This window comes from Jannaschia seohaensis, from assembly GCF_900116765.1.
Taxonomy (GTDB): Bacteria; Pseudomonadota; Alphaproteobacteria; order Rhodobacterales; family Rhodobacteraceae; genus Jannaschia; species Jannaschia seohaensis.
In genome coordinates this window covers 23,950-46,614 of the sequence record NZ_UETC01000019.1, presented here as the reverse complement: position 1 = coordinate 46,614, position 22,665 = coordinate 23,950, and the positions used below count along the sequence as shown (strand labels likewise).

Sequence of the window (22,665 nt, the reverse complement as noted above, 5' to 3'; positions counted from 1 at the left end):
CCGTGTGTCCTTGGCGGTGGGCGTCTGCCCGGTGCCGATGAGGGGGATATGCGCCTCTGAGCCCTCACGATCAACGAACGAAACCGTGAAATACTTCATATCTACGCGCGCTTGCGCACAGATTGCCCGCTCTTCCGCACGCCCCTCACGGCGTCGCGACGGACCCTCACGCCCCCGCGACCGCGCCCCCCGATCCTGCAACGAAACCCGCCCGCGCCCCCGCACCGGCACCGCGCCCGGCCCCCTCCTTCTTCTGGCTAAAAATACTCAAATCCCGCCCGGGCCACCTACACCGCCGCCCACAGCAAGCCCCCACCCGAGCCACCAGCCCGAACCGCGCGGGGGCCACGCCCCCGCGCCCCCGGCCCGGGGGGCGGATCGGGCGCGCGCTCCGATCAGGCGGTCGCGCGCGCGTCCTCCAGGATCAGGTCGGACGCCTTCTCTCCGATCATGATCGCGGGCGCATTGGTGTTGCCCGACACGATCTCCGGCATGATGGAGCAATCCGCCACCCGCAGCCCGCCGATCCCATGCACGCGCAAGCGCGCGTCGACCACGGCGCCCGGGCCCTCGCCCATTTTGCAGGTTCCGGTCGGGTGGTAGATTGAGACCGAGTTGCCCCGCGCCCAGTCCAGCGTCCCCGCATCGTCGTCCAGGGCGAGCGAGGCATCCGGCCGGAACGACTCGGAGATCTTGTCCGAAAGCGGCGCGTGCTGCGCGATGCGCCGCGCGATCTTGATGCCTTCGACGATCGTGCGGCAGTCGGTCTCGGTGCTCAGGTAGCGCGGAATGATCTTGGGGTAGACGCCGGGCTCCGCGCTGGCCAGGCGGATCTCGCCGCGGCTCTCGGGGCGCAGCTGGCAGACCGACATGGTGAAGGCCGAGAAGGGATGGACGCCCTCGCCCGGGCTGTCGGCGGACCAGGGTTGCACGTGGAACTGGATGTCGGGCGTCGCGACATGGTCGCCCGTCTTCAAGAACCCGGTCGCCAGTGACGCCGCCATCGTCATCGGACCCGACCGGAACATGGCGTATTTAAGCGCGATCCGTGCCTGGTTGAACAGGCTGCGGACCTCGTCGTTCAGCGTCGGCTCATGGCATTTGTAGACCAGCCGCGCTTGCAGATGGTCCTGGAGGTTCTTGCCCACGCCGGGCAGGTCGGCGCGCACTTCGATGCCGTGCTCGCGCAGCTGGTCCGCCTCGCCGATCCCCGAAAGCATCAGAAGTTGCGGCGAATTGATCGCGCCGCCCGACACGATGACCTCGCGCGCCGCGCGCACCTGCTTTTCCGCGCCGGACTTGTCGCGCCAAGCCACACCGACGCAGCGGTTCCCCTCGAACAGCAGGCGCGTCGCCGGGGCGTTCGTCACGATCGTGAGATTCGCGCGCGAGCGCGCCGGATTGAGAAAGGCCACCGCCGCCGAGCAGCGCCGGCCGTTCTTGGTGGTCAGTTGGAAATAGCCCACGCCCTCTTGCTGGGCGCCGTTATAGTCGGGGTTGAACGGGTAGCCCGCGGCCTGGGCTGCCGCGACCCAAGCGTCGCAGATCGGGCGCTGCAGCCGCATGTTCGACACCCAGAGCGGTCCGTCGGTCCCGTGGTAGTCGTCCGCGCCCCGTTCCTGATGCTGGGAGCGCTTGAACAGCGGCAGCACGTCCTCCCAGCCCCAGCCGGGATTCCCCATCTGGCGCCATCGATCGTAATCTTCTGGCTGGCCGCGCACATAAAGCAGCCCGTTGAGCGAGGACGACCCGCCCAGCACCTTGCCGCGCGGCCAATCGATCTGCCGGCCGTTGAGGCCCGGATCGGGTTCCGTCCGGTAGCACCAATCGACCGACGGGTTATGCATCGTCTTGAAATAGCCCACGGGCACATGGATCCAGGGGTTCCAGTCACGGGGGCCCGCTTCCAGCAGGACGACCTTGTTGGACGGGTCCGCCGAGAGGCGGTTGGCCAGCACGCAGCCAGCGGAACCCGCGCCCACGACGACGTAATCGGCGGTCATTTCGGTCATCCTCTCAGGCCCTCCCCCGGCCGGTCCGACAGTTTGCCTAAAAGAAAGGCTTGTCAGATCGATCATAGGATGGTCAGAATTGAGACTGCAAGTTTCATAATTTGCACGACTGGGAGGAAATCATGAAAGTATCGAACGCGCTCAGCGCGATTTCGCGCCGCGACCTGTTCAAGCTGTCGGGTCAGTACGGCATGTCGTCGGTCCTGCTTGGCGCGGGGACCCTGACGGCGGGCGCGACCCTCGGCGAAGTCGCTCGCGCGGCGGAATCGTCCTACGAGAAGCGCTTCGCCAATGAGCCGGAGCACACCTTCAAGCTGGGCGCGGCGGGCTTTAACCCGCGAAACCTGCTGATCGAGCGGGCCGGCGTTCTGGAGTTCGCCCGTGACCTGGAAAGCCGCACCGACGGCCGGATCCGCGTCGAGTTTATCGGCGACAACCAGATCTGCGGGCAGCTGAACTGTGTCGAGAAAACCCAGTCGGGCATCGTCGACATGTACTCCGCCTCGACCCAGAACTCCGCCGGCGGCGCGCCCTATCTGAACGTGCTGGACTATGCCTATCAGTTCCGGTCGCGCGCGGATCAGTATTACTTCTTCTACAGCCCCGAATCGGTCGAAATTCTCCGGGATCCGTTCGAGAAGCGTCACGGCCTGAAGTTCCTCTTCACCCATTGCGAGCTGCGCGGCATCCAGACCGGCGCAACCTTCGCCGACAAGCCGCTGATCACCTCCATCGAGGAGCTCTTCGGCACCAAGAACCGCGTGACCGGCACACAGCTGGGCCGGATCGCCATGCAGGCGCTGAACCTGAACCCGGTGCCGGTCGCCTGGGAAGAGACGCTGGACGGCCTCAAGCAGGGCCTGATCGACGGCGCGGAGACCTGGGCCTCGGCCGTGGCCTACGCCAACATGGCGCCGGTCGTCTCGCAGTCGGTCGACCTGCGCTTCTTCTGCGGCACCGAGCACACGGCGATGTCCGCCTCGGCCTTCGATTCGCTTTCCGGCGAGTTGCAGGACGCGGTGATGGAGTCGGCCTATTTGGCCCAGGTCCATGTCCAGGCCGCCAACGAGGCCGCGCTGGTCAACACCGTCGGCTTCTCGACGCCGCAGCTGCCGGGCACGATCTTCGCCGAGAACGGCGTGCGCGTTGCGCCTCTGTCGGACGAGGAGCGCCACAAGGCCGAGCAGATGTGCTCGCCCGAGTACCAGCCCGCCCTGTGGGAGCAGTGGCGCGAGCGGCTCAACGGATGGGCAGGTGGCATCGACACCTATCAGTCCATCTACGACGTCGCCCGCCAGAACCCGCACACCCTGGCCGAGAACGTCGAGCCCCGCCGCTGGTGGAAGGCCTGAGGCCGGCACGCAACACCGGGCCGGACGCCGCGCGCGTCCGGCCCACCCCTGGGGCGACGGCCGCGACCCGCGTGCTAGCGTAACCCATCGCGCGGCCGGGAGGGTCTGCGCACGAACAACAGGGAGGGACCGTCGATGGGAGTTTTCGGCGGCATGGGCGAGATAATCTCGGCCTTATTCGGCAACGATGCCTGGATGCTGGGGGATGCGCTGCGCCAAAACGAGGCCGCAGCGTGGACGCTAGGGCTGATCGTGACGCTGGGGGGCGGGTTCCTCACGGCGATGATCTATCGGCACGTCAACATCATCGAACGCTATCTGGAGCCGACGGTGATGGTCGTCAGCTACCTGACCATCGGCGGCATCATCTTCGCCGGCGTCATCCAGCGCTTTTACCTGTCCGGTCAGCCGCCCTGGTCGACGACGATCCCACCCTTTCTCTTTCTCATCATGACCTGGGTCGGGTGCAGCTATAACGTCCGGCTGCGCACCCATCTCGCCTTCGCCGAATTCCGCACCGCCATGCCGCGCGGCGGGCAGTTCGCTTGTCTGATGCTGGACGCGGTGCTGTGGCTGGGCTTCGCCTGGATCGTGATCGTCACCGCCGCCAAGGAGACGGTGGCCGCCGCCGCCAACTTCCGCATCATGCTGGGCACCGACAACGTCATGCAGTGGTGGTTCCTGGTCGCCGTTCCGCTGTCTTGGGTGCTTCTGTCAGGCCGGGTCATCGAGAACGTCCTGGAAGACATCGAGAAATTCCGGGGCGAAGGCCCCATGATCGAGCAGGCCGTGATCGGAGGCGACACATGACCGACGGGACCATCATCACGCTGATCTCGGTCGGCGTCACCATCTTCTTCATGCTGGGCGTGCCGGTCTTTCTGGTCATCGGCTGGTGGGTCGTGGGCATGTCCTTCGTGCTGGACCTGCCGCTCTTGAATGTGGGCGCGGCGCTGTCCGACGTCTTCACCGACGGCTTCGCGCTGTTGGCCATGCCGCTCTTCATCCTGACGGGGGACCTGATCAACCGGTCGGGCATCGCGCGGCGTCTGTCCGACTTTGCCTATGCCTGCCTTGGCTGGATCCGCGGTGGGCTGAGCATGGCGGCGCTGGGGGCCTGTGGCCTCTTCGCCGCGATCTCGGGCTCCAACTCCGCCACGACGGCGACCATCGGCTCGATGCTGCATCCGGAGATGGTCAAGGGCGGCTATGACGAGCGCTTCTCGGCGGCCACCGCGGCCGCGGGCGGCACGGTGGGTATCATCATCCCGCCCTCGATCATCTTCATCGTCTACGGCTTTCTTCTAAACCTGCCGATCTCGGACCTCTTCGTGGCGGGAATCATCCCGGGCACGCTGATGGTTCTGGCGATGATGGCCGCGGCCTTCCTGCTCAGCTGGAAGAACGGCTGGGGCGTGCTGATCGGGCTCAGCTTCGGCCGCATGGTCAAGACGGGCATCGGCGCCTGGCTCGGCTTCTTCGCCATCGGGCTGGTGCTCTGGGGCATCTATACCGGGAAGTTCTCCCCGACCGAGGCGGCGGGCGTGACCGTGGGCTTCTGCATCATTGTGGGCTTCCTCTGCCTGCCGCTCTATAAGATCATGGGCCGCAACGAAGAGCGCCCCATCGAGCAACGCAGCTACTCCGAAATGCTGGTCGTGCAGGGCTTCAGCCCCATCGAACTGCCCTCGATCACGATGCGCTCGGCCCAGATCACCGGGATCCTGGCGCCGCTGATCGCCGTCTCGGTGGTCATGCAGCAGATCCTCTCGGTGCTGGGCGCGCAGGAGTTGATCGGCAATTTCGTCACCTCGATGGGCGGCTACTACGCCGTTCTCTTCACCGCGATGGCCATCGTTTTTGTTTGCGGCATGGTGCTGGAATCGCTGCCGGTGACGATCATCCTGGCGCCCATCCTTGCGCCAATCGCCCATGAAGTGGGCGTGGAGCCGGTGCAATTCGCGGTGATCTTCCTCGTGGGCGCCTCGATCGGGTTCATCACGCCGCCTTACGGCTTGAACCTCTACGTGGCGTCGGGGGTAACAGGAGTTCCGTACTTCAGGTTGCTGCCCTACACGGTGCCGTATCTCGTGGCGCTGATCTCTGTCTGGATTATTGTCGCCCTCGTGCCGGAGCTGTCGACAGCGCTCCTGCCGAACAGATAGGGCCATAGAAAGAGGGAGAGTCCGTTGGACGGGCACCGCTCCGACACGATCCCGACGAACTTGCGCCTGCTCCTGGTTTTGGAGCAGGTCGCCGAGGCGGACGGGCCAGTGACCCCGACCGAAGTGAACGCGGAGTTGGGCCTGCCGAAGCCCACCATCCATCGTCTCTTCGCCACGCTGCTGGAAGAGGGCTTCCTGCAACGCGACATGGGCGGCCGGACATATCTGCCCGGCCCCCGCCTGCGGCGAATGTCGGGCGGCGTGCTCTCGGCCTCGCCGATCCAGTCGGCGCGCAAGGCCATCCTGCGCAAGCTCTCGGGCGATCTGGGAGAAACCTGCAACATCGCGCTGCCCGATGGCGACTCGATGGTCTATCTGGAACGGCAGGAGACCGAGTGGCCCCTGCGCATCCAATTGCCGCCGGGAACCCGTGTGCCGCTCTATTGCACGGCCTCGGGCAAGATGTATCTCTCCACGCTCGCACCGCGGATGCTGGATGCCTACCTCTCCGCCGTGACGTTGGAGGCACGGACGCCGCGCACCTATTCCACGCCCGAGGCCCTGCGCGAGGCGCTCGATGCGATCCGCGACCGGGGCCATTCCGAGGACCGGGGCGAGTTCATGGAGGACATGATCGCCGTCGCCGTCCCGGTGCTCGACGCGAATGGGCGCCTGCTGGCCACGCTCTCGGTCCATGCGCCCACATCGCGGATGAGCCTGGAGGACGCGCGCGGCTGCCTGCCGCGTCTGGTGCGGGCGGCGAGCGATTTGGCGGCTCTGGTCACGGACTGACGCGGCGGCCCTGGACCCTCGCGCGTCCGCGCGCCATTCTCGCGCCGATACGCCGCCGCCGGAAGGGCTCCGAATGAACCGCTATCCTCGTGACCTGCTGGGTCATGGCCCCGTTCCCCCCGATGCCCATTGGCCGGGTGGCGCACGGCTCGCCCTGTCGATCGTGCTCAACTACGAGGAGGGGGGCGAGAACAACGTCCTCCATGGCGATCCAGCCTCCGAGGCGTTCCTGTCCGAGATCACCGGCGCGCAGCCCTGGCCCGGGCAGCGGCATTGGAACATGGAATCGATCTACGAATACGGCGCGCGCGCGGGCTTCTGGCGGTTGCACCGGATGCTCAACACCCTGCCGGTGACGGTCTACGGGGTCGCGAGCGCGCTGGCCCGCTCGCCCCTCCAGGTCGATGCGATGCGCGGCGCGGGCTGGGAGATCGCGTCCCACGGGCTCAAATGGGTCGAGCACAAGGATATGGCCGAGGCGGAGGAGCGGGCCGCCATCCGCGAGGCGCTGCGGCTGCATGCGGAGGTGACGGGCGCGCCGCCCAAGGGCTGGTATACGGGCCGCTGTTCGATGAATACGGTGCGGCTCGCGGCGGAGGAGGGCGACCTCGCCTATATCTCCGACAGCTATGCCGACGATCTGCCCTACCGCGTCCGCTTGGGCGACCGGTCGCAGCTGATCCTGCCCTATACGCTCGACGCCAACGACATGCGGTTCGCCATCCAGGCGGGCCATGCCGACGGCGCCTCCTGGGAGCAATATCTGCGGGACAGTTTCGACTGCCTCTATGCCGAGGGCGGACGGATGATGACCATCGGCCTGCATTGTCGCCTGGCCGGGCGGCCGGGGCGGGCGCAGGCGCTGAAACGCTTTCTCGACCATGTGCGCCGGCACGACCATGTCTGGATCGCGACCCGGGCCCAGATCGCCGCGCATTGGGACCGGGTGCATCCGGCGAAGGGCCATCTGGCCGCGCTCTCGGACGTCCCCGTCTCGGCGGGCGAGATGGCGCATGAGCTGGACCGGGACGCCTTCGTCGCGCGCTTCGGCGGGATCTACGAACATTCCCCCTGGATCGCGGAGCGCGCCTGGGAATTGGAGTTGGGACCGGCCCACCACCACCCTGCCGGCATCGCCAGCGCCCTGGCCCGCGCGTTCCGCAGCGCGCCGCCCGAGGCGCGGCTGGAGGTGCTGCGCGCGCATCCCGACCTGGCCGGAAAGCTCGCCGCTGCCGGGCGTCTGACCGCCGACAGCACGGCCGAGCAGGCCAGCGCCGGGCTCGACCTGTTGACCGACCGGGAGCGGGAGACGTTCCAGAAGCTTAACGCCACATATGTCGAGCGGCACGGCTTCCCCTTCATCATCGCGGTGCGCGACCACAACAAGGAGAGCATCCTGGACGCGTTCCACCGCCGCATCGGCAACACGCAAGAGGCCGAGTTCACTGAGGCCTGCGCTCAGGTCGAGCGGATCGCGCGGCTCAGGCTGGAGGCGCTGCCGTGGTGATCCGCGCGCGGCCGATCACGGAAGCGCTCTTCGCTCCCTATGGGTCGCTCATCGCCATGGGGGCGGGCGAGGCGCGGTCGATCAACGAAGGCATGTGCACCCGCTGGCATGACCGTTGCCGCCCTGATGTGGACGGCACCGTCTCGATCTCGATCTTCGATGCCCAGCCCCGGGCGCTCCCCTATAAGTTCGACCTGATCGAGCGGCATCCCAAAGGCTCTCAGGCGTTTCTGCCGATGACGCCGCATCCGTTCCTGGTCATTGTCTCCGACGGGCCGGGCGCCACGCCGCAGGCCTTCGTGACAGAGCCGTATCAGGGCGTGCAATTCGCGCGCGGCGTCTGGCACGGGGTGTGCACGCCGCTCCATGCGCCGGGTCTCTTCGCTGTCGTCGACCGGGCGGAGACCGCCGACAACCTGGAGGAGCACCGCTCCGACACCCCCTGGACCGTGGAGGCCTGACATGCCCAAAACCCAGTTCGCCATCGAGATGGGGATGGGAACCGACCTGACCGGGGAGGACCACACCAAGGCCGCCCGCCGCGCCGTCTTCGACGCGCTGCACCGGAATTCGCTGACCATCGGACCGGCCTTCGGCTTCCCGCGTGAGGCGATGCTGGTGGATATTCGCGTGGGAGTTCCGGACCCGTCTGCGGTCGATGTGGCGGCCGTGGCGGAGGAGGCGCCCTATGGGGCGGTCCACGTGGAAGCGGTGAAGGGCGGCGCGGCGCTCCCGTCGCGGGACAAGACGGTGATCGTGGCGAATGCCATCGTCTCGGTCAGCTTCGATGTCGAGATCGCGCGATGAGCGAGCAGCAATTGATCCTGGAGATCGGCATGGGCGCCGACGTGCATGGCGGCGACATGACCAAGGCGGCGCTACGCGCGGTGTCCGATGCGATCCGGCACTCGTCGATGTCGGTCTTCGCCACCTGGAAGGTGCCGAACCGGATGCGGATCGAGGTCACCATCGCCTGCCCGGACCCGGACGCCGTCGACAAGGCGGCCGTGGCGGCGGCGCTGCCCTACGGCACGGTGGAGGTGATCTGCCAGCAGGGCGGGCTGACCGACACGGGGATGGGCGGGACGGCGGATACCACGCTGGCGGTCGCGGGCGTGCGGGCCTTCCTGGATACGGAGCGGTCGCCCTTCCGTCTCCGCGAATGAGCGCCGGGGCGGTCCGTCTTCTAGCGCCGCTCGCCCTGCGGGACCTGCTGGGCGGGCTGCTTCCGGATTTGCCGCTGGCGGTGGAGACGGAGATCGTCCTTAACCCCGAAGTGCCCCGGCGCGCTGCTGCGGGGCACCCGTTCGACGTGGCGATCCTGAACCCCTGGTATGTGCCCGAGCTTGTCGCGGCCGGGCATTTGGCGGCCGATGGCGTCGTCGCGCTCGGGCGGATCCCGCTGGCCGTGGGGGTGCGGGCGGGCGCGTCCGTCACGGACGAGCTGGAGACGCTGCTGACCGAGGCCGAAACGATCGCCTATACCGGGGCCGGGACGAGCGGGGCGACCTTTCTGGGCGCGCTGGACCGGATCGGATTGCGGACGGTGCTGGCGGACCGGCTGCGGCCCTTGCCGGCGGGCGGTCCTGTGCGCGCGGTGGCCGCCGGCGAGGTCAGTTTGGCGATTGCGCCGCTGACCACGCTCGCCGCCGCGCCCGGCGTGGTGACGGCGGCGGTGTTCCCGGAGGGGCTTGGCACGGATATCCCGCAGTCCCTGGCCTTCGCGCCTGCGGCGCGTCCCGGCGCGGTGCGGCTGCGCGATGCGCTGATGGACCCGGCGCGCGATGCGGAGATGGCGGCGGCCGGCCTGTATCGGCCGGCCTGATCCGTCAGGCGGCGCTTTCCAGCGCGATCTCGCCCGCGCGGTGGCAGGCCACCCGGCCCGCGCCGAAGGGCTCCAGCTTGGGGCGCTCCGCCTTGCAGCGGTCGATGGCCAGCGGGCAGCGCGGGTGGAAGGCGCAGCCCTTGGGCGGGTCGATCGGATCCGGGATCTCCCCTTCGGGCGGCGTCACCTCGCGCCCGAAGGCGTCGAGCTTGGGCGCCGCGTCGATCAGCATCGCGGTGTAGGGATGGGCGGGCTTGGTGAAGAGGTCGTCGGGCGTGGCCTCCTCTACCAGGCGGCCGAGATAGAGCACGCCGATCCTGTCGGCCATGTGGCGCACCACCGTCAGGTCGTGGCTGATGAACAGGTAGGTGAGCCCGTGCTCCTCCTTCAGGTCGCTCATCAGGTTGAGCACCTGGGCCTGAACCGACACGTCGAGCGCCGAGGTCGGCTCGTCGCAGACGATGAGCTTGGGCTCGGAGGCAAGCGCGCGCGCGACGCAGAGCCGCTGCCGCTGGCCGCCGGAGAACTGGTGCGGATACTTGCCCGCGTCCTCGGGGGCGAGGCCCACCTGGGTCAGGAGCTTTTCGGCGAGGCCCGTCACGTCGCCACCACGGGCGGCGACCGGCTCGGTGATGATGTCGCGGACCTTCCAGCGCGGGTTCAGCGAGGCGAACGGATCCTGAAAGATCATCTGGATATCGGTGCGGATGCGGTCGATGACGGCGGGGTCCGTCTCGGTGGCGAGGTCCACGCCGTCGATGGTCACATGCCCCTCCGAGGGGCGCAGAAGGCCCACGACCATCTTGCCGATGGTCGACTTGCCCGACCCGCTTTCGCCCACCAGGGCATAGGTCGTGCGGGCGGGGATATCGAAGCTGACATCGGAGACGGCGGTGAGGTAGCGCTTGGGCAGACGCTCGATCACCCGGTTGAGCCAGGGCTTGGAGACGTCGAAGACGCGGGTGAGGTTCTGGACCGAGACGAGGGCGGATCGGGGGCTCATGCGGCATCCTCCGAGGCGTCGATTGGGAAGTAGCAGGCGGCCTGTGCATCGACCTCTCCGACCACGGGGCGCGGATCGTGACGGCAGATGTCCTGGGCGCGGGGGCAGCGCGGATGGAAGGCGCAGCCATGGGGCAGGTTGCCCAGGCGCGGCATGTTGCCGGGGATCTGGCGGAGGCGGGCATGGCCGGCCGAGGCGGCGGGCGTCGAGGCCATCAGCCCGTCCGTATAGGGATGGCGCGGGTGGCTGATGATCTGCGCCACGGGTCCGATCTCGGCCAGGCGGCCGGCATACATCACGGCGACGCGGTCCGCGGTCTCGGCGATGACGCCCATGTCATGTGTTACCAGCATCGCGGCCATTCCCCGCTCGCGGCACAGGCGCTTGAGCAGCGCGATGATCTGGGCCTGCACCGAGACGTCGAGCGCCGTGGTCGGTTCGTCCGCGATCAACAGGGTCGGCTCGGCGCAGAGCGCGAGCGCGATCACCACGCGCTGCCGCATCCCGCCCGAGAACTCGTGCGGATAGGCGCCCATCCGGTCCTTGGCCGCCGGGATGCCGACCTCATCGAGGCCGCGCACGGCGCGGGCGCGGGCCTCGCTCTCGGAGACGGGGAGATGGCGCAGGATCGTTTCGGTCAGCTGATCGCCCACCGTCAGCAGCGGGTTGAGCGAGGTCAGCGGATCCTGAAACACCATGCCGATCCGCTTGCCCCGGATGCGGCGCATCTCGCGCAGGGGCAGATCGTCGATCCGCTGGCCCTCCAGCAGAACCTCGCCGCCGGAGATATGGGCCGGGCTGTCGAGAAGGCCGATCACGGCGTTCCCGGTCATGGACTTCCCGGCGCCGGATTCGCCGACCACACCCAGGATCTCGCCGGCGGCCACCTCCCAGGAGACGTCGTCGACCGGCCGCAGCGTGCCGTGGCGGGTGGGAATGTCGACCGTCAGATGGCGGAGCGTCAGAACGGGGGTCGGGTTCGTCATCTCATCCTCCGGAGCGCGTGTCGCGGGGTGGTCCGGCCCGCGCCCGCGTGCCGGGCGGCCGGTCTGTCTGCCTCGTAGCCGTGAGGGCAAGCCGTTACGAGGAGGCCGTCCTCTGCCTGTCTATCCCGATATTTGCAATCTTCCTGACGGCCATGGGCGGGGCGCGTTGGCGCAGCATCGCGCCCTGCCGTCTGGAGACGCGCGGCGCCCGTCATTCCGCCCCCTTCTCGATCAAAGCGGAGATGAGCCCGTCGAGCGACGGATAGATCTCGGTCTCGGGCAGGAACGGAGCCATGGGCGGCCGTCCGGTCCAGGTCATGTGGACGATGGCAGCGGCGGGGTCTTTGCAGGTGATGACCAGACGCAGGGCGTTCTTGTCCCGCGCATGCACCTCCAGCGTCTCGCGATGGGTGAACAGGACGTGGCCGGGCGGGAGTTCCGCTAGAAGATGGCTGCGGAGAGAGGCCCGTTCCTCCTCCGCAGGGCGCCAAAAGGGCGTGGATTTGAACGGGTCTTTGGGCATCAGGCATTCCGCACCTGCATGGCGGCTCTCGGGCGGCCCCTGCGGCGCCGCGTCCAGAACGGGCCGCGCGCGCCGCGGCGCGAGAGCGCAGGGCGCTCCTTTGTTCCCAGCCGCGTCACCGCAGCCTCGGGTTCAGCGCGTCGCGGAGCCAGTCGCCCAGGAGGTTCACAGAAAGTGCAAGGGCCAACAGCGTGCAGGCCGGGAAGAACAGGATCCACCACTCGCCCGAGAACAGGAAGTCCTGGCCGATGCGGATCAGCGTCCCGAGGCTCGGCTGCGTCGGCGGCGCGCCGACACCGAGGAAGCTGAGCGTCGCTTCGGCGATGATGGCCAGCGCCAGGGAGATGGTCGCGATGACCAGCACCGGCGACAGCACGTTGGGCAGGATGTGGCGCATCATGATGGCGCCCGGCTTGCGCCCGATCAGGCGCGCGGCCTGCACGTATTCCTTGTTCTTCTCCACGAGCGTCGCGCCGCGCACGACCCGGGCGAACTGCACCCAGTCGCTTAGACCGATGGCGACGATCAGCACCCAGATCGCCATCTGGTCGCGATGCTCGATCGGGATGATGCCCCGCGCGATGCCGAAGATCAGCAGCGCCACCAGGATCGACGGGAAGGTCAGCTGCACGTCGGCGACGCGCATGATGAGGCTGTCGATCCAGCCGCCGACATAGCCCGCGATCAGGCCCAGCGTGACGCCCAGCACCATCGCGAACATGACCGCCATCACGCCCACGAAGAGCGAGATGCGCAGCCCGTAGAGGATCGTCGAATAGACGTCACGCCCCTGATCGTCGGTGCCGAGGAAAAACGTCTCTCCGGTGAATTCGTTCGGCACACCGGGCCGGGAGAAGCCGTTCATCAGGTTCAGCGAGGACGGGTCGAACGGGTTGGTCGTCGCCACCAGCGGCGCGAAGATGGCCGCCAGTACCAAGAGCAGCGTGACGAAAGCCGCGATCACGGCCACCGGCGAGCGGCGGAAGGAATAGGCGATATCGCTGTCCCAAGCGACCTTCCAGCGGGAGGGCTGCGGGGCGGGCGTGGCTCCGGGGGCGCGGGACGAGTCGGTGAGATCGGGCATCAGTGCCTCCCGTCAATGCGCAGCCGGGGATCGACCCAGACATAGAGGATGTCCACGATCAGGTTGATCAGCACGAACATGACCGAGATCAGCATCAGGTAGGCGGCCATGACGGGGATGTCGACGAACTGCACCGCGTTGATGAAGAGCAGACCGACGCCCGGCCACTGAAATACCGTCTCGGTGATGATCGCGAAGGCGATGATCGCCCCCAGTTGCAGGCCCGTGACCGTGATCACGGGCACCATCGTGTTCTTGAGCGCGTGCCGGAAGTTGACCGACTTGGCCGACAGGCCGCGCGCGCGGGCGAAGCGGATGTAGTCCTGCCGCAAGACCTCCAGCATCTCGGATCGGACCAGGCGCATGATCAGCGTCATCTGGAACAGACCCAGCGTGATCGAGGGCAGGATCAGCGATTTGAGGCCGCTTGGCGTGAGGAACCCCGTCGTCCACCAGCCCAGATCGACCACGTCTCCACGTCCGAAGGTCGGCAGCCATCGGAGCTGGACCCCAAAGACGTAGATCAGCAGGATGCCGATCAGGAAGGTCGGCAGCGAGACGCCGATCAGCGAGGCCGACATGATCGCATTGGCCGCCCAACCGTCCCGCCGGATCGCGGTGAACACGCCGAGCGCGATGCCGACCACCAGCGCGAGCAGCCCTGAGACCAGCGCGAGTTCGAGCGTCGCGGGTGCGCGCTCCAGGATGATTTCGGCCACGGGGCGGGACTGTCGGTAGGAGATGCCGAAATCGCCCTGCACCGCGCGGACGAGGAAATCGAAATACTGGACCGGGAAGGGATCGTTCAGCCCCAGCGCCTCGCGCAGGCGCTCGACGTCCTGAACGGTGCGTTCCTGGCCCAGGAGTTGTTCGATGGGGTCCCCGACGAAGCGGAACATGGCGAAGGCGACAAGGCCCACCACCAGGAGCACGACGATCGACTGAAACACACGACGGATGATGTATGCGAGCATTTGAGGGGTTTCGCCGCGAGGACGCCCGGGGTCAAGCGGTCACGCGTCCCCGTGAGGCTTCCGTGACGCCATTCTGTCCGTCAAACCGGTGCCGATGGTGCAATTCTGGTCTCAACCCGAATGCGCGCGCGCGTCGCGCGCATCCGGGGCACGGGCTCAGCCCATCTCTATCCAGCGCAGCACCAGGAAGTTGTCGGGCCGCTGCACGACCTCGATCCCCTCCTTGACGCCCCAGATCAGCGGCTGGACGTAGAGCGGCACATAGGCCACGTCGTCGAGCTGGATCTGCGCCACCTCGTCGAGCATCGCCTGGCGCGCGGTGTCGTCGATCTCGGACTGGATCATCGGCAGCAATTCGTCGATGCGCGGGTTCGAATAGCCGCCGAAGTTCCACGATCCCAGCCGCGCCTCCTCGTCCGGGGTGGCGAGCAGGAAGCGGATCGGGTGTTCGGCGTCGAAGGTGCCCGGCGACCAGCCCAGCAGATACATGTCATGGTCGTCGGCGCGCAGGGTGGGCCAGTAATTGGCGACGGGCATCGTCTCCAGAACCGGCTCCAACCCGACCTGAGCGAGCATCGCGTTGATCGCGGTGCAGACCGCTTCGTCGTTCAGATAGCGATCGTTCGGGCATTTCAGGCTGAACCGGAACCCGTCCGGGTAGCCTGCCTCTGCCAGCAGCGCGCGCGCGGCCTCCTGGTCGTAGGCGGGGCGCTCCAAGCCCTGGGTGTAGCCGCGCATGCCCGCGCCCATCAGCTGCGCCACCGGCTCGGCGGAGCCGCGCATGACGGTCTGGAGGATGGCGGGCACGTTGATCGCCTGGGCCACGGCCTGCCGGACACGCGGATCGGTGAAGGGGTTGCCCTCGCCGCCCGCGATCAGGCCCTCGGCGTCATGCGGGAAGCCCAGCATGATGACCCGCGCCTCGATCCCGCGCAGAACGTCGACGCCCTCCGCGCTCTCGACCCGGTTGGCGTCCTGAACCGGCACCGGCTCGATCAGGTCCAACTCGCCCGAGAGCAGCGCCGCGACCGCCGTCGCGGAGTTCTGGACCGGCTGGAAGATCGCCCGCTCGACATTGCCGCGATCCTCGCCCCACCAGCCGTCATAGGCTTCCAGCACGGTGCGCAGGCCCGGCTGCCGCTCCGTGATCATGTAAGGGCCGGTGCCGTTGGTGTTGGTGGTGGCGTAGTTGCCCTGTTCGATATTGGGCCGCTCGGCTCCGTTCTCGGCGGCCCAGCCCGCATCCATCATCATCCAGTTGGCGATGCTGTCGGGGAAGATCGGGTTCGGCGCGGAGGTCATGATGTCGACGGTGTAGTCGTCCACCTTGATCACCTCCGAGACCGGTGCGAACCAGCTCGATGTGTCGGATTGCTCGGAGGAGGCGCGCTCGTAGGAGAAGATCACGTCGTCGGCGTCGAAGCTCTGGCCGCCATGGAACGTGACGCCTTCGCGCAGGTTGAAACGCCAGCCCTCGCCGTCGCCGATCGGCTCCCAGGAGGTCGCCAGTGCGGGCTCGATGGACATGTCGCGCCCGCGGCGCACGAGGCCCTCATAGACGTTCCCCAGCAGGCTGAAGACCGGGGCGGAGTTGCCCGCGTTCGGGTCCAGCGTGTTCGGATCGGTGGTCGAAGCGAAGCGCAGTTCGGCCGCGCCCGCGGGCAGCGCCGCGGCCACAAGCGCGGCGGTCAGGATGGGTCTCATGATTTCCCCCGAGGATGATTTCGAAGGACAGGATGCCGCACTCTGCGCTGAGGTCAAATCAAGTTCTTGGCACGCATGGCTGGACGGGCCTCCGATTCGGATGCGGACCGTGTCGTTCTTGGCATCGATGCTTCGGGCTGCGCCTTCATCGTTTCCAATTCCGACGAAATGAGCGCCGATAAACGACTCTGATTGGCTTTATCTATGGTCTAGTCTCAATCCCGAACTTTGTGACCTTGGAGATCGCGATGACCTTTCCGACCGACGAGATCGAAACCGACGATCCGAACCGCCTGATTTTCGGCGCGGAGGAGATGACGTCGCTTCTTGGAGAGAAAGACGAGACGGCGGTGCTGGCCGGTTTGGCGGGGCCGGAGGAGGACGATTCCGAGGACGACGAGGCTGAGGAGGACGATCCGAAGGACGACCCGGACGCCGAAGAGGGCGAAGATGACCCGGCGGACGAGGAAGATGAGGAAGACGACGAGGGCGACGACCTAGAGGACGATGAGGAGGAGGACGAAGAGGACGACTCCGAGGACGATGAGGAAGACGAAGAAGAGGACGAAGAAGAGGACGACGAAGAAGAAGAGGACGACGAGGAAGAAGAGGACGACGAGGAAGACGAAGAGGACGACTCCGAGGACGACGAGGAAGACGACGAAGAGGAGGATGAGGCAGACGACGAAGAGGACGGCGAAGGCCCGCCCGACCATGCTGGCCCGCCCGATGGCGAGGCGCCCGGCCGGTCGCGGGCGGTCGAGGCACGCCGGGACCTCAAGCTCGACGACGAGACCGACGATGGCGAGTTGACCGGCGAGGACGACCTGGATCTCTGGGGCAACAGCCGCGACAATGTCCTGCGCGGCAATGCGGGCGACAACGTGCTGTTCGGCGCGGGCGGCGATGACGAGATGATTGGCGGGTTCGGCGCCGACGTCTTCGCCTTCGCGGCGATCGGGCGCGGACAGTCGGGCCGGATCAAGGATTTCGACCACGAGGACAAGATCGCCTTGGACGATCAGTTCTTCGGCCTGGGCGACGAGACCATCGACGTCCGCCAGGTGCCGCTCGGACTTCTGAAAAAGGCCGTCTCACTGGGGCTCATCGGTTATGACGAAGAGACGGGCGACGTCAGTGTCGCGGGTCTGGAGGAGCCGCTCCTGACGATCGAGGGCGGCGGCCTGATCGATCCGGACGACGTGCTGCTCTTCTGAGTCGCGTATCCGCTGAGGCGTCTCGCCCAAGGAAATCCACGGGGACGCGCGCTGCGGAGGCAGTGCGCGTCCCGACTCGTTCCGCCCCGGGGAAGGCGGCCTTCCGCGCCGGCCCCGACGGGGCCGCACGGACAGCGCGCGCCAGGCTGATCGCGCAGCTCTGGACCCGCGCAACGTCAGTGCCGCCCATTTTGAGGCGCTGACGCGGGCCATGGCCACCCATGAGCGCTTCGGCGGCAGCCGGGCGAAGCGCGATCTGCTGGAGCTCAGCTGGCCAATCTTCCGATGCGGCTGGGCCGCGGGGAGGAGGCGCGGCGGATGCTCGCCACGCGCCGCCCCCCGTCCTGGCGGGGGCGAAGCTGGTCGCCTGACGTCGCTCAGGCGGCGAAGCCCAGCTTGTGGACGTGGATCTCGAAGGTCGGTTGCCGTTCTGCGTCCAGCAAGCCGTCGTGCGCGGAGCGATAGGTGGAGCGCCAATAAGGTTAGAGGTCCACGCTCTCCGCCTGCATTAAGGCCGGGAGCTTGGCCGACAGTGCCCGCCGGGTATCGGCACCGGCCACCGCCAGCGCGTCCAGCGGCCGCTGCGCCCAGTCCCTCGCCGAGAACGGATATTTGGCGCAGTCGTTCCAGAAGGTGCAGCCGCGCAGGAGGGTCTTTTTAACTGCGAACCCAGTTTCTTCCAGCAGGGCAAGGCCCCTGGGCCGGGTCCGTCTCGGGCGGCGGAACCTCCGCGTGTTCCGGGTGGATCCGGCAGACATGGTGGGTCCCGGCCACCCGGACCAAGCCCAGTTCCAGGTCGTCTTCGTTCGACATGGCCAGCGCCCGGTGGACGCGGAGATCGGCAGAGGGGGGCATGCCGTCCACGTCCGTCGCCTGGTGGGTGCGGATGCAGACTGTAGTCGCGGTCACGGTCTCGGAGCGGGCAACGCCGGTCGTGCCCATTGGCCCCGCGAGCGCACACAGCGCTTCGCGGACCAGGTCGATCTGGTCCGAGACGATGGCGGTGAAAGGTGACGCCTGATCGGTTCCGCCATCGAACGGCCCGATCCGGGCCGCACCGGGCTCGCCGAAAACCCCGCCGCGCCATCAGCTATGGCCCGGCTTCCGCTCCATCACCGAGGGGATGCCGACCTCCCGCGAGACCGGCCGATAGGGGCCGGCGCCGCGTGTGTCGATCGAGGAATTGCCTGCGACCGCCTGCCCGCGCCCTCGCGCGATATTGCAGGCGGCGGCCGCGGCGGTGAAGGACGGCACGCCCTTCATCTCCCAGCTCCCTGGCAGAAGGGGCTTGAACGTGCCGTCGGCCCGATCCGCGGCGAGATATGCCAGCCAGACGCGGGAGAGGTTGGACATCGGCGGGGAGACACAGATGGGCGGATCTCGCGAGGCCACCTATCCCGGGCATTCGGCAAGAGACCCCGAGCCAGGGCAATGATTTCAGCTTAACGCGCCGCTTCCGCGGAAAAATCCCGAACCGGAGCGGCCCTAGGTCAGATGATCTCGTCCTCGTCGAAGAGAGGGTCGCCCGCGATCTGGTCGGCGAGGTCGTCGAGGGTCGACTCCGCCCGTTCCACCGAGTCGACCCGCGCGAGATGGAAGACGGCATCCCCCTCATTGACGACGGGCATGACCGCGCGTCCGACGATCAGCCCGTCGAAGGGCGCGGCGATCTCGCGCTCGGAGCGGCCGAACGGATCGGCGACCGCGCCCAGGATCGTGCCCGCGGCGACCACGTCCCCATCTGCGCGGAAGGTCCGGAGCAGCCCGCCCACCGGCGCGCGCAGCCATTTCGACATGGTGCAGAACTGTGGCGCCGCCTTGGCCGCCATGATCCCGCGCCCGCCGATCAGCCCCTTGTAGCGCAGCACCCGGAGGATTCCCGACAGGCCCGCGCGCACGCAATACTCGTCGAAGCGCAGCCCCTCGCCTGCCTCGTAGAGCAGCACGTCGCGCCCGATTTCCTTGGCGGCGTGGCGCAGGCTGCCCTCCCGCAGGGGGGATTGCAGGATCACGGGGGCGCCGAAGACGCGGGCCATGTCCAGCATCTCGGGCGTCTCGGGCGAGACGCGGGTCTGCGGCAGGTTGGTGCGGTGGATCGCGGCGGAATGCAGGTCGATTCCGAAATCCGCGCGCGCCACGATCTCGGTCAGGAACAGATTCGCCAGCCGCGAGGCGAGGGAGCCGCCCTTGGTCCCCGGAAAGGAGCGGTTGAGGTCGCGCCGGTCGGGCAGGTAGCGCGAGTGGTTCATGAAGCCGAAGGCGTTGACCACCGGCACGACCAGCAGTGTGCCCCGCACCGTCCTGAGGGCGGGCACCCGCACCAGGCGGCGCACGATCTCGACCCCGATCACCTCGTCGCCGTGAATGCCGGCGCTGACGAAGGCGGTGGGCCCGGGGCGTTTGCCGTGGACGACCTGCACCGACATCGTGACCGGCGTGTGGTCGGACAGGTGGCTGACGGGCAGGTCGATGACCGCCCGCGTGCCGGGGGCGACCGACTGCCCGTCCAACACGAAGGCGGCGCGCTTGGTCACCCCTTGCCCTTGGTTCGCGTCGCGTGGGGCTTGGCGGCTTTCTCCAGATGCTCGATGATCTTGCCGGCGATGTCGATGCCCGTGGCCTTTTCCACGCCCTCAAGCCCGGGGGAGGAGTTCACCTCCATCACCACCGCGCCGTGATTGGCGCGCAGCATGTCGACGCCGCAGACGGCGAGGCCCATGCACTTGGCCGCCCGAACGGCGGTCGAGCGTTCCTCGGGCGTGAGCTTGATCACTCGGGCCGAGCCGCCACGATGCAGGTTTGACCGGAACTCCCCCTCGGCGCCGGTTCGCTTCATGGCCGCGACGACCTTGCCGCCGATGACCAGGGCGCGGATGTCGGTGCCGCCCGCCTCCTTGATGAATTCCTGGATCAGGATGTTGGTGCCCGTCGCGCGGAACGCCTCGATCACCGACTTGGCGGAGCGGTCCGTGTCAGCCAGCACGACCCCCAGCCCCTGCGTGCCCTCCAGCAGCTTCACCACCAGTGGCGCGCCCCCGGCGAGCTTCAGCACCTCCTCGGTCTGCTTAGGGTCATGGGCGAAGGTCGTCACCGGCAGGCCGATCCCGTCCCGCGCGAGCAGCTGCATCGAACGCAGCTTGTCCCGCGAGCGGCCGATGGCGACGCTCTCGTTCAGGGGATAGACGCCCATCATCTCGAACTGGCGCAGCACGGCCAGGCCGTAGAACGTGACCGAGGCGCCGATCCGCGGGATCACGGCATCGAAGCCGGTCAACTTTTCTCCGTCATAGTAGATCTCGGGGCGGCGCGAGGCGATGTTCATGTAGCAGCGCAACGTGTTGACGATGCGCAGCTCGTGCCCGCGTGCCTCCGCCGCCTCCTTGAGGCGCTTATGCGAGTAGAGGGTCGGGTTGCGGGCCAGCATTGCGATCTTCATGAGTCGATTTCCTTCGGGCGGTCGGGTGGCCCGGCAAGATTGCGGCGCCCGGGATGGACGACGATGGAATGGCCGCGCAAAGCCGTGCGGCCCACGATCATGCGGAAGCGCATGTCTCCGCGGTCGGTGAGCGACAGGTCGATCGGCCAGGCGCGGCCCGCGATGCGAAAGCGGGTGCGGATCACGATCCGCTCTTCGGGGACGCCGCCGGTGTTCTTGACCTCGCGGCGCTCCAGCACGGGCCATTCGACATCGAGGTCGCGCGCGTCGTCGTCGAACCGGGTGTGAAACCGGACCCAGGTCTCTCCGTCCTTGTCGAAGCTGTTAATTTCGTCGGCATGCAGCGCCGATGTCCGCGCGCCGGTGTCGATCTTGGCATGGAGCCGGGTCAGGCCCAGTTGCGGCAGGTCGATCCGTTCCTGCCAGCCGATGACGAGCAAACCCGTCGTGTTGGAAGGCCCCCCCGCGAGGGGGGGCCGAAGGCGACGCATGGCGTCAGTTCATCTCGAAGAACTTGAACTTCGGATCGTCCTCGGGCGAGACCTCGATGCCGACGGCCTCGGTCATGCCCCAGTTCAGCACTTGGTGGTGGATCGGCAGATACAGGGTCTCGCCGTTCACGACCTCCCAGATCTCCGCGATGGTCTGGTTACGGACGTCCAGATCGGTCTCGGAGGCCAGCGACTCGATCTTCGCGTCGACCTCGGCGTTCGAGAACCCGGTCGGGTTCCAGGAGCCGCGCTCGCTGTCCTTGGTGTGGACCAGGAAGTTGAAGATGTATTCCGAGTCGTAGGTCGGGACGCCCCAGCCCAGCATGTAGAAGTCGGTCGTGCCGTTCTGGATCAGCGGGAAGTGCAGCGCCTTGGACTGGGCGTTAAGGTTCACGTCGATGCCGATCTGGCCCAGCATGCCGACGACGGCCTGGCAGATCGCCTCGTCGTTGACGTAGCGGTCGTTGGGGCAGTCGAGCTGCACCGAGAAGCCTTCGGCATAGCCGGCCTCGGCCATCAGCGCCTTGGCGGCCTCCGTATCGACCTCGGGCACGGTGTCGAGCTCGGGCGTCCAGCCGTTGACGAAGGGGGGCATGATGACGCCGGTCGGCGCCGACTGGCCGCGCATCACGACGCGCTGGATGGCGTCGCGGTTGATCGCCATGTTCATCGCTTCACGGACCTGGGCGGAGGCGAAGGGGTTGCCCTCGGTCGAGCGCAGGTTCTCGGAGCCCTGGTCCATTCCGAAGAAGATCGTCCGGTTCTGCGGCGCGGTCTTGACGACCAGCCCCTCGGTCTCGGCCACGCGGCCCAGATCCTGCACCGGCACGTCCTGGATGAAGTCGACCTCGCCCGAGAGCAGCGCGGCAACGCGGGTCGCGGCGTTCTGGATCGGGGTGTATTCGATCCGGGTCACTTCCAGCGGGAATTCCTCGATGCCCCAGTAGTCGGGGTTCTGCTCCAGCACGGTGCGCACGTCGGGCTCGCGGCTGACCAGCGTGTAGGGGCCGGTGCCGTTCACGTTGGTGGCGGCGAAGGTGGTCTCGCCATTGGCGATGTCCTGCACTTCGGTGACGCCGTTCTCTTCGGTCCAGCCCTTGTCCATGATGAACAGGTTGGTGAAGTTGTTGGGCAGGATCGGGTTCGGCCCGTTGGTGACGAACTCGACCGTATAGTCGTCGACCGCGCGGATCTCGTTGATCGAGGTCAGCAGCTCTTTCATGGCCGAGGTTTCGGACTTCGCCCGTTCGAAGCTGAAGACCACGTCCTCCGCCGTGAACTCGGAGCCGTCATGGAAGGTCACGCCTTCGCGCAGCTTGAAGACCCAGACGTTCGGGTCGTCGGCCTTGGGCGCCCAGTTGGTGGCGAGGGCGGCCTGGAAGGCGCCCTTGGTGTCGCGGATGATGAGCGGCTCGTAGATCTGGTGCGCCAGCGTGTGGGTCGGCCCCTCGTTCTGGGCGTGGGGGTCCAGCGTCAGGCTGTCGCCCGCGCGCGCCCAGCGGAGCGTCTCCGCATTGGCGGCGCCGGCGGCCATGGCGGCGATGGTGATAAGGGCTGTGGTGCGTAGCATTCGGTGCTCCCGTGTCGCGGTGGG

Annotated in this window: 23 protein-coding genes; 10 read left to right on the top strand and 13 right to left on the bottom strand. The window is 67.5% G+C overall.

The features are described 5' to 3' along the window. Positions 1-395 precede the first annotated feature (395 nt). Positions 396-2,012, bottom strand: a complete 1,617-nt coding sequence (locus DTQ71_RS21510; protein ID WP_109566356.1) for a GMC family oxidoreductase — start codon at positions 2,010-2,012, stop codon at positions 396-398. Positions 2,013-2,134: 122 nt separating this feature from the next. Here DTQ71_RS21510 and DTQ71_RS21505 point away from each other — a divergent pair, with 122 nt between their 5' ends. From DTQ71_RS21505 to DTQ71_RS21465, 9 genes are all read left to right on the top strand, one after another. Further along, positions 2,135-3,364 carry a TRAP transporter substrate-binding protein gene (locus DTQ71_RS21505; RefSeq protein WP_109566355.1) on the top strand — a complete coding sequence of 410 codons (1,230 nt, stop codon included), beginning with the start codon at positions 2,135-2,137 and terminating at the stop codon, positions 3,362-3,364. A gap of 135 nt (positions 3,365-3,499) precedes the next feature. Beyond that, a complete protein-coding gene (locus DTQ71_RS21500; protein ID WP_109566354.1) occupies positions 3,500-4,174 on the top strand; it encodes a TRAP transporter small permease in 675 nt (224 codons plus the stop codon). After that, entirely contained in the window at positions 4,171-5,529 is a 1,359-nt protein-coding gene (locus DTQ71_RS21495) for a TRAP transporter large permease (protein WP_109566353.1), read from the top strand. Before DTQ71_RS21500 ends, DTQ71_RS21495 begins: the two co-directional genes overlap by 4 nt. A 24-nt stretch (positions 5,530-5,553) precedes the next feature. Further along, the gene (locus DTQ71_RS21490; RefSeq protein WP_109566352.1) at positions 5,554-6,321 is read left to right on the top strand and encodes an IclR family transcriptional regulator; all 768 of its coding nucleotides are present in this window, start codon (positions 5,554-5,556) and stop codon (positions 6,319-6,321) included. 73 nt (positions 6,322-6,394) lie between these two features. Then, a complete protein-coding gene (puuE, locus tag DTQ71_RS21485) occupies positions 6,395-7,828 on the top strand; it encodes an allantoinase PuuE (protein WP_109566351.1) in 1,434 nt (477 codons plus the stop codon). Positions 7,829-7,884: 56 nt separating this feature from the next. Beyond that, positions 7,885-8,289 carry an ureidoglycolate lyase gene (locus DTQ71_RS21480; RefSeq protein ID WP_245947688.1) on the top strand — a complete coding sequence of 135 codons (405 nt, stop codon included), beginning with the start codon at positions 7,885-7,887 and terminating at the stop codon, positions 8,287-8,289. A 1-nt stretch (position 8,290) separates the two neighbouring features. Further along, positions 8,291-8,635 (top strand): Lin0512 family protein, encoded by a 345-nt coding sequence (locus DTQ71_RS21475; protein WP_109566349.1) that lies wholly within the window; start codon positions 8,291-8,293, stop codon positions 8,633-8,635. Further along, complete coding sequence (locus DTQ71_RS21470; protein WP_109566348.1) at positions 8,632-8,994, top strand: Lin0512 family protein; 363 nt, start codon at positions 8,632-8,634, stop codon at positions 8,992-8,994. Before DTQ71_RS21475 ends, DTQ71_RS21470 begins: the two co-directional genes overlap by 4 nt. Next, positions 8,991-9,653: a substrate-binding domain-containing protein gene (locus tag DTQ71_RS21465; protein WP_109566347.1), complete on the top strand. Its 663-nt coding sequence runs from the start codon at positions 8,991-8,993 to the stop codon at positions 9,651-9,653. Before DTQ71_RS21470 ends, DTQ71_RS21465 begins: the two co-directional genes overlap by 4 nt. A gap of 4 nt (positions 9,654-9,657) precedes the next feature. Here DTQ71_RS21465 and DTQ71_RS21460 read toward each other — a convergent pair whose 3' ends face one another. The 6 genes from DTQ71_RS21460 to DTQ71_RS21435 all read right to left on the bottom strand — a co-directional run bounded on the left by DTQ71_RS21460 (position 9,658) and on the right by DTQ71_RS21435 (position 15,927). Beyond that, complete coding sequence (locus DTQ71_RS21460) at positions 9,658-10,656, bottom strand: ABC transporter ATP-binding protein (protein ID WP_109566346.1); 999 nt, start codon at positions 10,654-10,656, stop codon at positions 9,658-9,660. Beyond that, complete coding sequence (locus DTQ71_RS21455; protein WP_109566345.1) at positions 10,653-11,642, bottom strand: ABC transporter ATP-binding protein; 990 nt, start codon at positions 11,640-11,642, stop codon at positions 10,653-10,655. The genes DTQ71_RS21460 and DTQ71_RS21455 overlap by 4 nt, the downstream gene beginning before the upstream one ends. A gap of 211 nt (positions 11,643-11,853) precedes the next feature. Further along, a complete protein-coding gene (locus DTQ71_RS21450; protein ID WP_109566344.1) occupies positions 11,854-12,165 on the bottom strand; it encodes a hypothetical protein in 312 nt (103 codons plus the stop codon). A gap of 115 nt (positions 12,166-12,280) precedes the next feature. After that, positions 12,281-13,249, bottom strand: coding sequence for an ABC transporter permease (locus DTQ71_RS21445; RefSeq protein WP_109566343.1), 969 nt, complete (start codon positions 13,247-13,249; stop codon positions 12,281-12,283). Continuing rightward, on the bottom strand, positions 13,249-14,223 hold the full coding sequence (locus DTQ71_RS21440) for an ABC transporter permease (protein ID WP_109566342.1): 975 nt from the start codon (positions 14,221-14,223) through the stop codon (positions 13,249-13,251). Before DTQ71_RS21440 ends, DTQ71_RS21445 begins: the two co-directional genes overlap by 1 nt. A 156-nt stretch (positions 14,224-14,379) precedes the next feature. Further along, positions 14,380-15,927, bottom strand: a complete 1,548-nt coding sequence (locus DTQ71_RS21435) for an ABC transporter substrate-binding protein (protein ID WP_109566341.1) — start codon at positions 15,925-15,927, stop codon at positions 14,380-14,382. Between the two features lie 248 nt (positions 15,928-16,175). On the opposite strand from DTQ71_RS21435, the gene DTQ71_RS23700 reads away from it, so the two are divergent. Beyond that, the gene (locus tag DTQ71_RS23700; RefSeq protein WP_172500074.1) at positions 16,176-17,144 is read left to right on the top strand and encodes a calcium-binding protein; all 969 of its coding nucleotides are present in this window, start codon (positions 16,176-16,178) and stop codon (positions 17,142-17,144) included. Between the two features lie 657 nt (positions 17,145-17,801). On the opposite strand, the gene DTQ71_RS23270 is transcribed toward DTQ71_RS23700, so the two are convergent. The 6 genes from DTQ71_RS23270 to DTQ71_RS21400 form a co-directional block, all read right to left on the bottom strand. After that, the gene (locus DTQ71_RS23270; protein WP_146204914.1) at positions 17,802-18,086 is read right to left on the bottom strand and encodes a hypothetical protein; all 285 of its coding nucleotides are present in this window, start codon (positions 18,084-18,086) and stop codon (positions 17,802-17,804) included. Between the two features lie 144 nt (positions 18,087-18,230). Beyond that, the gene (locus DTQ71_RS21420; RefSeq protein WP_109566339.1) at positions 18,231-18,497 is read right to left on the bottom strand and encodes a hypothetical protein; all 267 of its coding nucleotides are present in this window, start codon (positions 18,495-18,497) and stop codon (positions 18,231-18,233) included. Positions 18,498-18,634: 137 nt separating this feature from the next. Next, positions 18,635-19,678: a succinylglutamate desuccinylase/aspartoacylase family protein gene (locus DTQ71_RS21415; RefSeq protein WP_109566338.1), complete on the bottom strand. Its 1,044-nt coding sequence runs from the start codon at positions 19,676-19,678 to the stop codon at positions 18,635-18,637. Then, positions 19,675-20,580, bottom strand: a complete 906-nt coding sequence (gene rimK / locus DTQ71_RS21410; RefSeq protein ID WP_109566337.1) for a 30S ribosomal protein S6--L-glutamate ligase — start codon at positions 20,578-20,580, stop codon at positions 19,675-19,677. The genes DTQ71_RS21415 and rimK overlap by 4 nt, the downstream gene beginning before the upstream one ends. Next, the gene (locus DTQ71_RS21405; RefSeq protein WP_170125532.1) at positions 20,577-21,071 is read right to left on the bottom strand and encodes an ATP-dependent zinc protease family protein; all 495 of its coding nucleotides are present in this window, start codon (positions 21,069-21,071) and stop codon (positions 20,577-20,579) included. Before DTQ71_RS21405 ends, rimK begins: the two co-directional genes overlap by 4 nt. A gap of 4 nt (positions 21,072-21,075) precedes the next feature. Next, positions 21,076-22,641, bottom strand: coding sequence for an ABC transporter substrate-binding protein (locus DTQ71_RS21400; protein WP_109566335.1), 1,566 nt, complete (start codon positions 22,639-22,641; stop codon positions 21,076-21,078). Between the last annotated feature and the right edge of the window lie 24 nt (positions 22,642-22,665).

What these genes read in the sequence shown, in the direction of transcription:
- DTQ71_RS21510 (WP_109566356.1), bottom strand. Translation starts at nt 2,012, where the DNA reads ATGACCGAAATGACCGCCGATTACGTCGTCGTGGGCGCGGGTTCCGCT.
- DTQ71_RS21505 (WP_109566355.1), top strand. Translation starts at nt 2,135, where the DNA reads ATGAAAGTATCGAACGCGCTCAGCGCGATTTCGCGCCGCGACCTGTTC.
- DTQ71_RS21500 (WP_109566354.1), top strand. Translation starts at nt 3,500, where the DNA reads ATGGGAGTTTTCGGCGGCATGGGCGAGATAATCTCGGCCTTATTCGGC.
- DTQ71_RS21495 (WP_109566353.1), top strand. Translation starts at nt 4,171, where the DNA reads ATGACCGACGGGACCATCATCACGCTGATCTCGGTCGGCGTCACCATC.
- puuE (WP_109566351.1), top strand. Translation starts at nt 6,395, where the DNA reads ATGAACCGCTATCCTCGTGACCTGCTGGGTCATGGCCCCGTTCCCCCC.
- DTQ71_RS21480 (WP_245947688.1), top strand. Translation starts at nt 7,885, where the DNA reads ATGGGGGCGGGCGAGGCGCGGTCGATCAACGAAGGCATGTGCACCCGC.
- DTQ71_RS21475 (WP_109566349.1), top strand. Translation starts at nt 8,291, where the DNA reads ATGCCCAAAACCCAGTTCGCCATCGAGATGGGGATGGGAACCGACCTG.
- DTQ71_RS21470 (WP_109566348.1), top strand. Translation starts at nt 8,632, where the DNA reads ATGAGCGAGCAGCAATTGATCCTGGAGATCGGCATGGGCGCCGACGTG.
- DTQ71_RS21465 (WP_109566347.1), top strand. Translation starts at nt 8,991, where the DNA reads ATGAGCGCCGGGGCGGTCCGTCTTCTAGCGCCGCTCGCCCTGCGGGAC.
- DTQ71_RS21460 (WP_109566346.1), bottom strand. Translation starts at nt 10,656, where the DNA reads ATGAGCCCCCGATCCGCCCTCGTCTCGGTCCAGAACCTCACCCGCGTC.
- DTQ71_RS21455 (WP_109566345.1), bottom strand. Translation starts at nt 11,642, where the DNA reads ATGACGAACCCGACCCCCGTTCTGACGCTCCGCCATCTGACGGTCGAC.
- DTQ71_RS21450 (WP_109566344.1), bottom strand. Translation starts at nt 12,165, where the DNA reads ATGCCCAAAGACCCGTTCAAATCCACGCCCTTTTGGCGCCCTGCGGAG.
- DTQ71_RS21445 (WP_109566343.1), bottom strand. Translation starts at nt 13,249, where the DNA reads ATGCCCGATCTCACCGACTCGTCCCGCGCCCCCGGAGCCACGCCCGCC.
- DTQ71_RS21440 (WP_109566342.1), bottom strand. Translation starts at nt 14,223, where the DNA reads ATGCTCGCATACATCATCCGTCGTGTGTTTCAGTCGATCGTCGTGCTC.
- DTQ71_RS21435 (WP_109566341.1), bottom strand. Translation starts at nt 15,927, where the DNA reads ATGAGACCCATCCTGACCGCCGCGCTTGTGGCCGCGGCGCTGCCCGCG.
- DTQ71_RS23700 (WP_172500074.1), top strand. Translation starts at nt 16,176, where the DNA reads ATGACCTTTCCGACCGACGAGATCGAAACCGACGATCCGAACCGCCTG.
- DTQ71_RS23270 (WP_146204914.1), bottom strand. Translation starts at nt 18,086, where the DNA reads ATGGGCACGACCGGCGTTGCCCGCTCCGAGACCGTGACCGCGACTACA.
- DTQ71_RS21420 (WP_109566339.1), bottom strand. Translation starts at nt 18,497, where the DNA reads ATGTCCAACCTCTCCCGCGTCTGGCTGGCATATCTCGCCGCGGATCGG.
- rimK (WP_109566337.1), bottom strand. Translation starts at nt 20,580, where the DNA reads ATGAAGATCGCAATGCTGGCCCGCAACCCGACCCTCTACTCGCATAAG.
- DTQ71_RS21405 (WP_170125532.1), bottom strand. Translation starts at nt 21,071, where the DNA reads ATGCGTCGCCTTCGGCCCCCCCTCGCGGGGGGGCCTTCCAACACGACG.
- DTQ71_RS21400 (WP_109566335.1), bottom strand. Translation starts at nt 22,641, where the DNA reads ATGCTACGCACCACAGCCCTTATCACCATCGCCGCCATGGCCGCCGGC.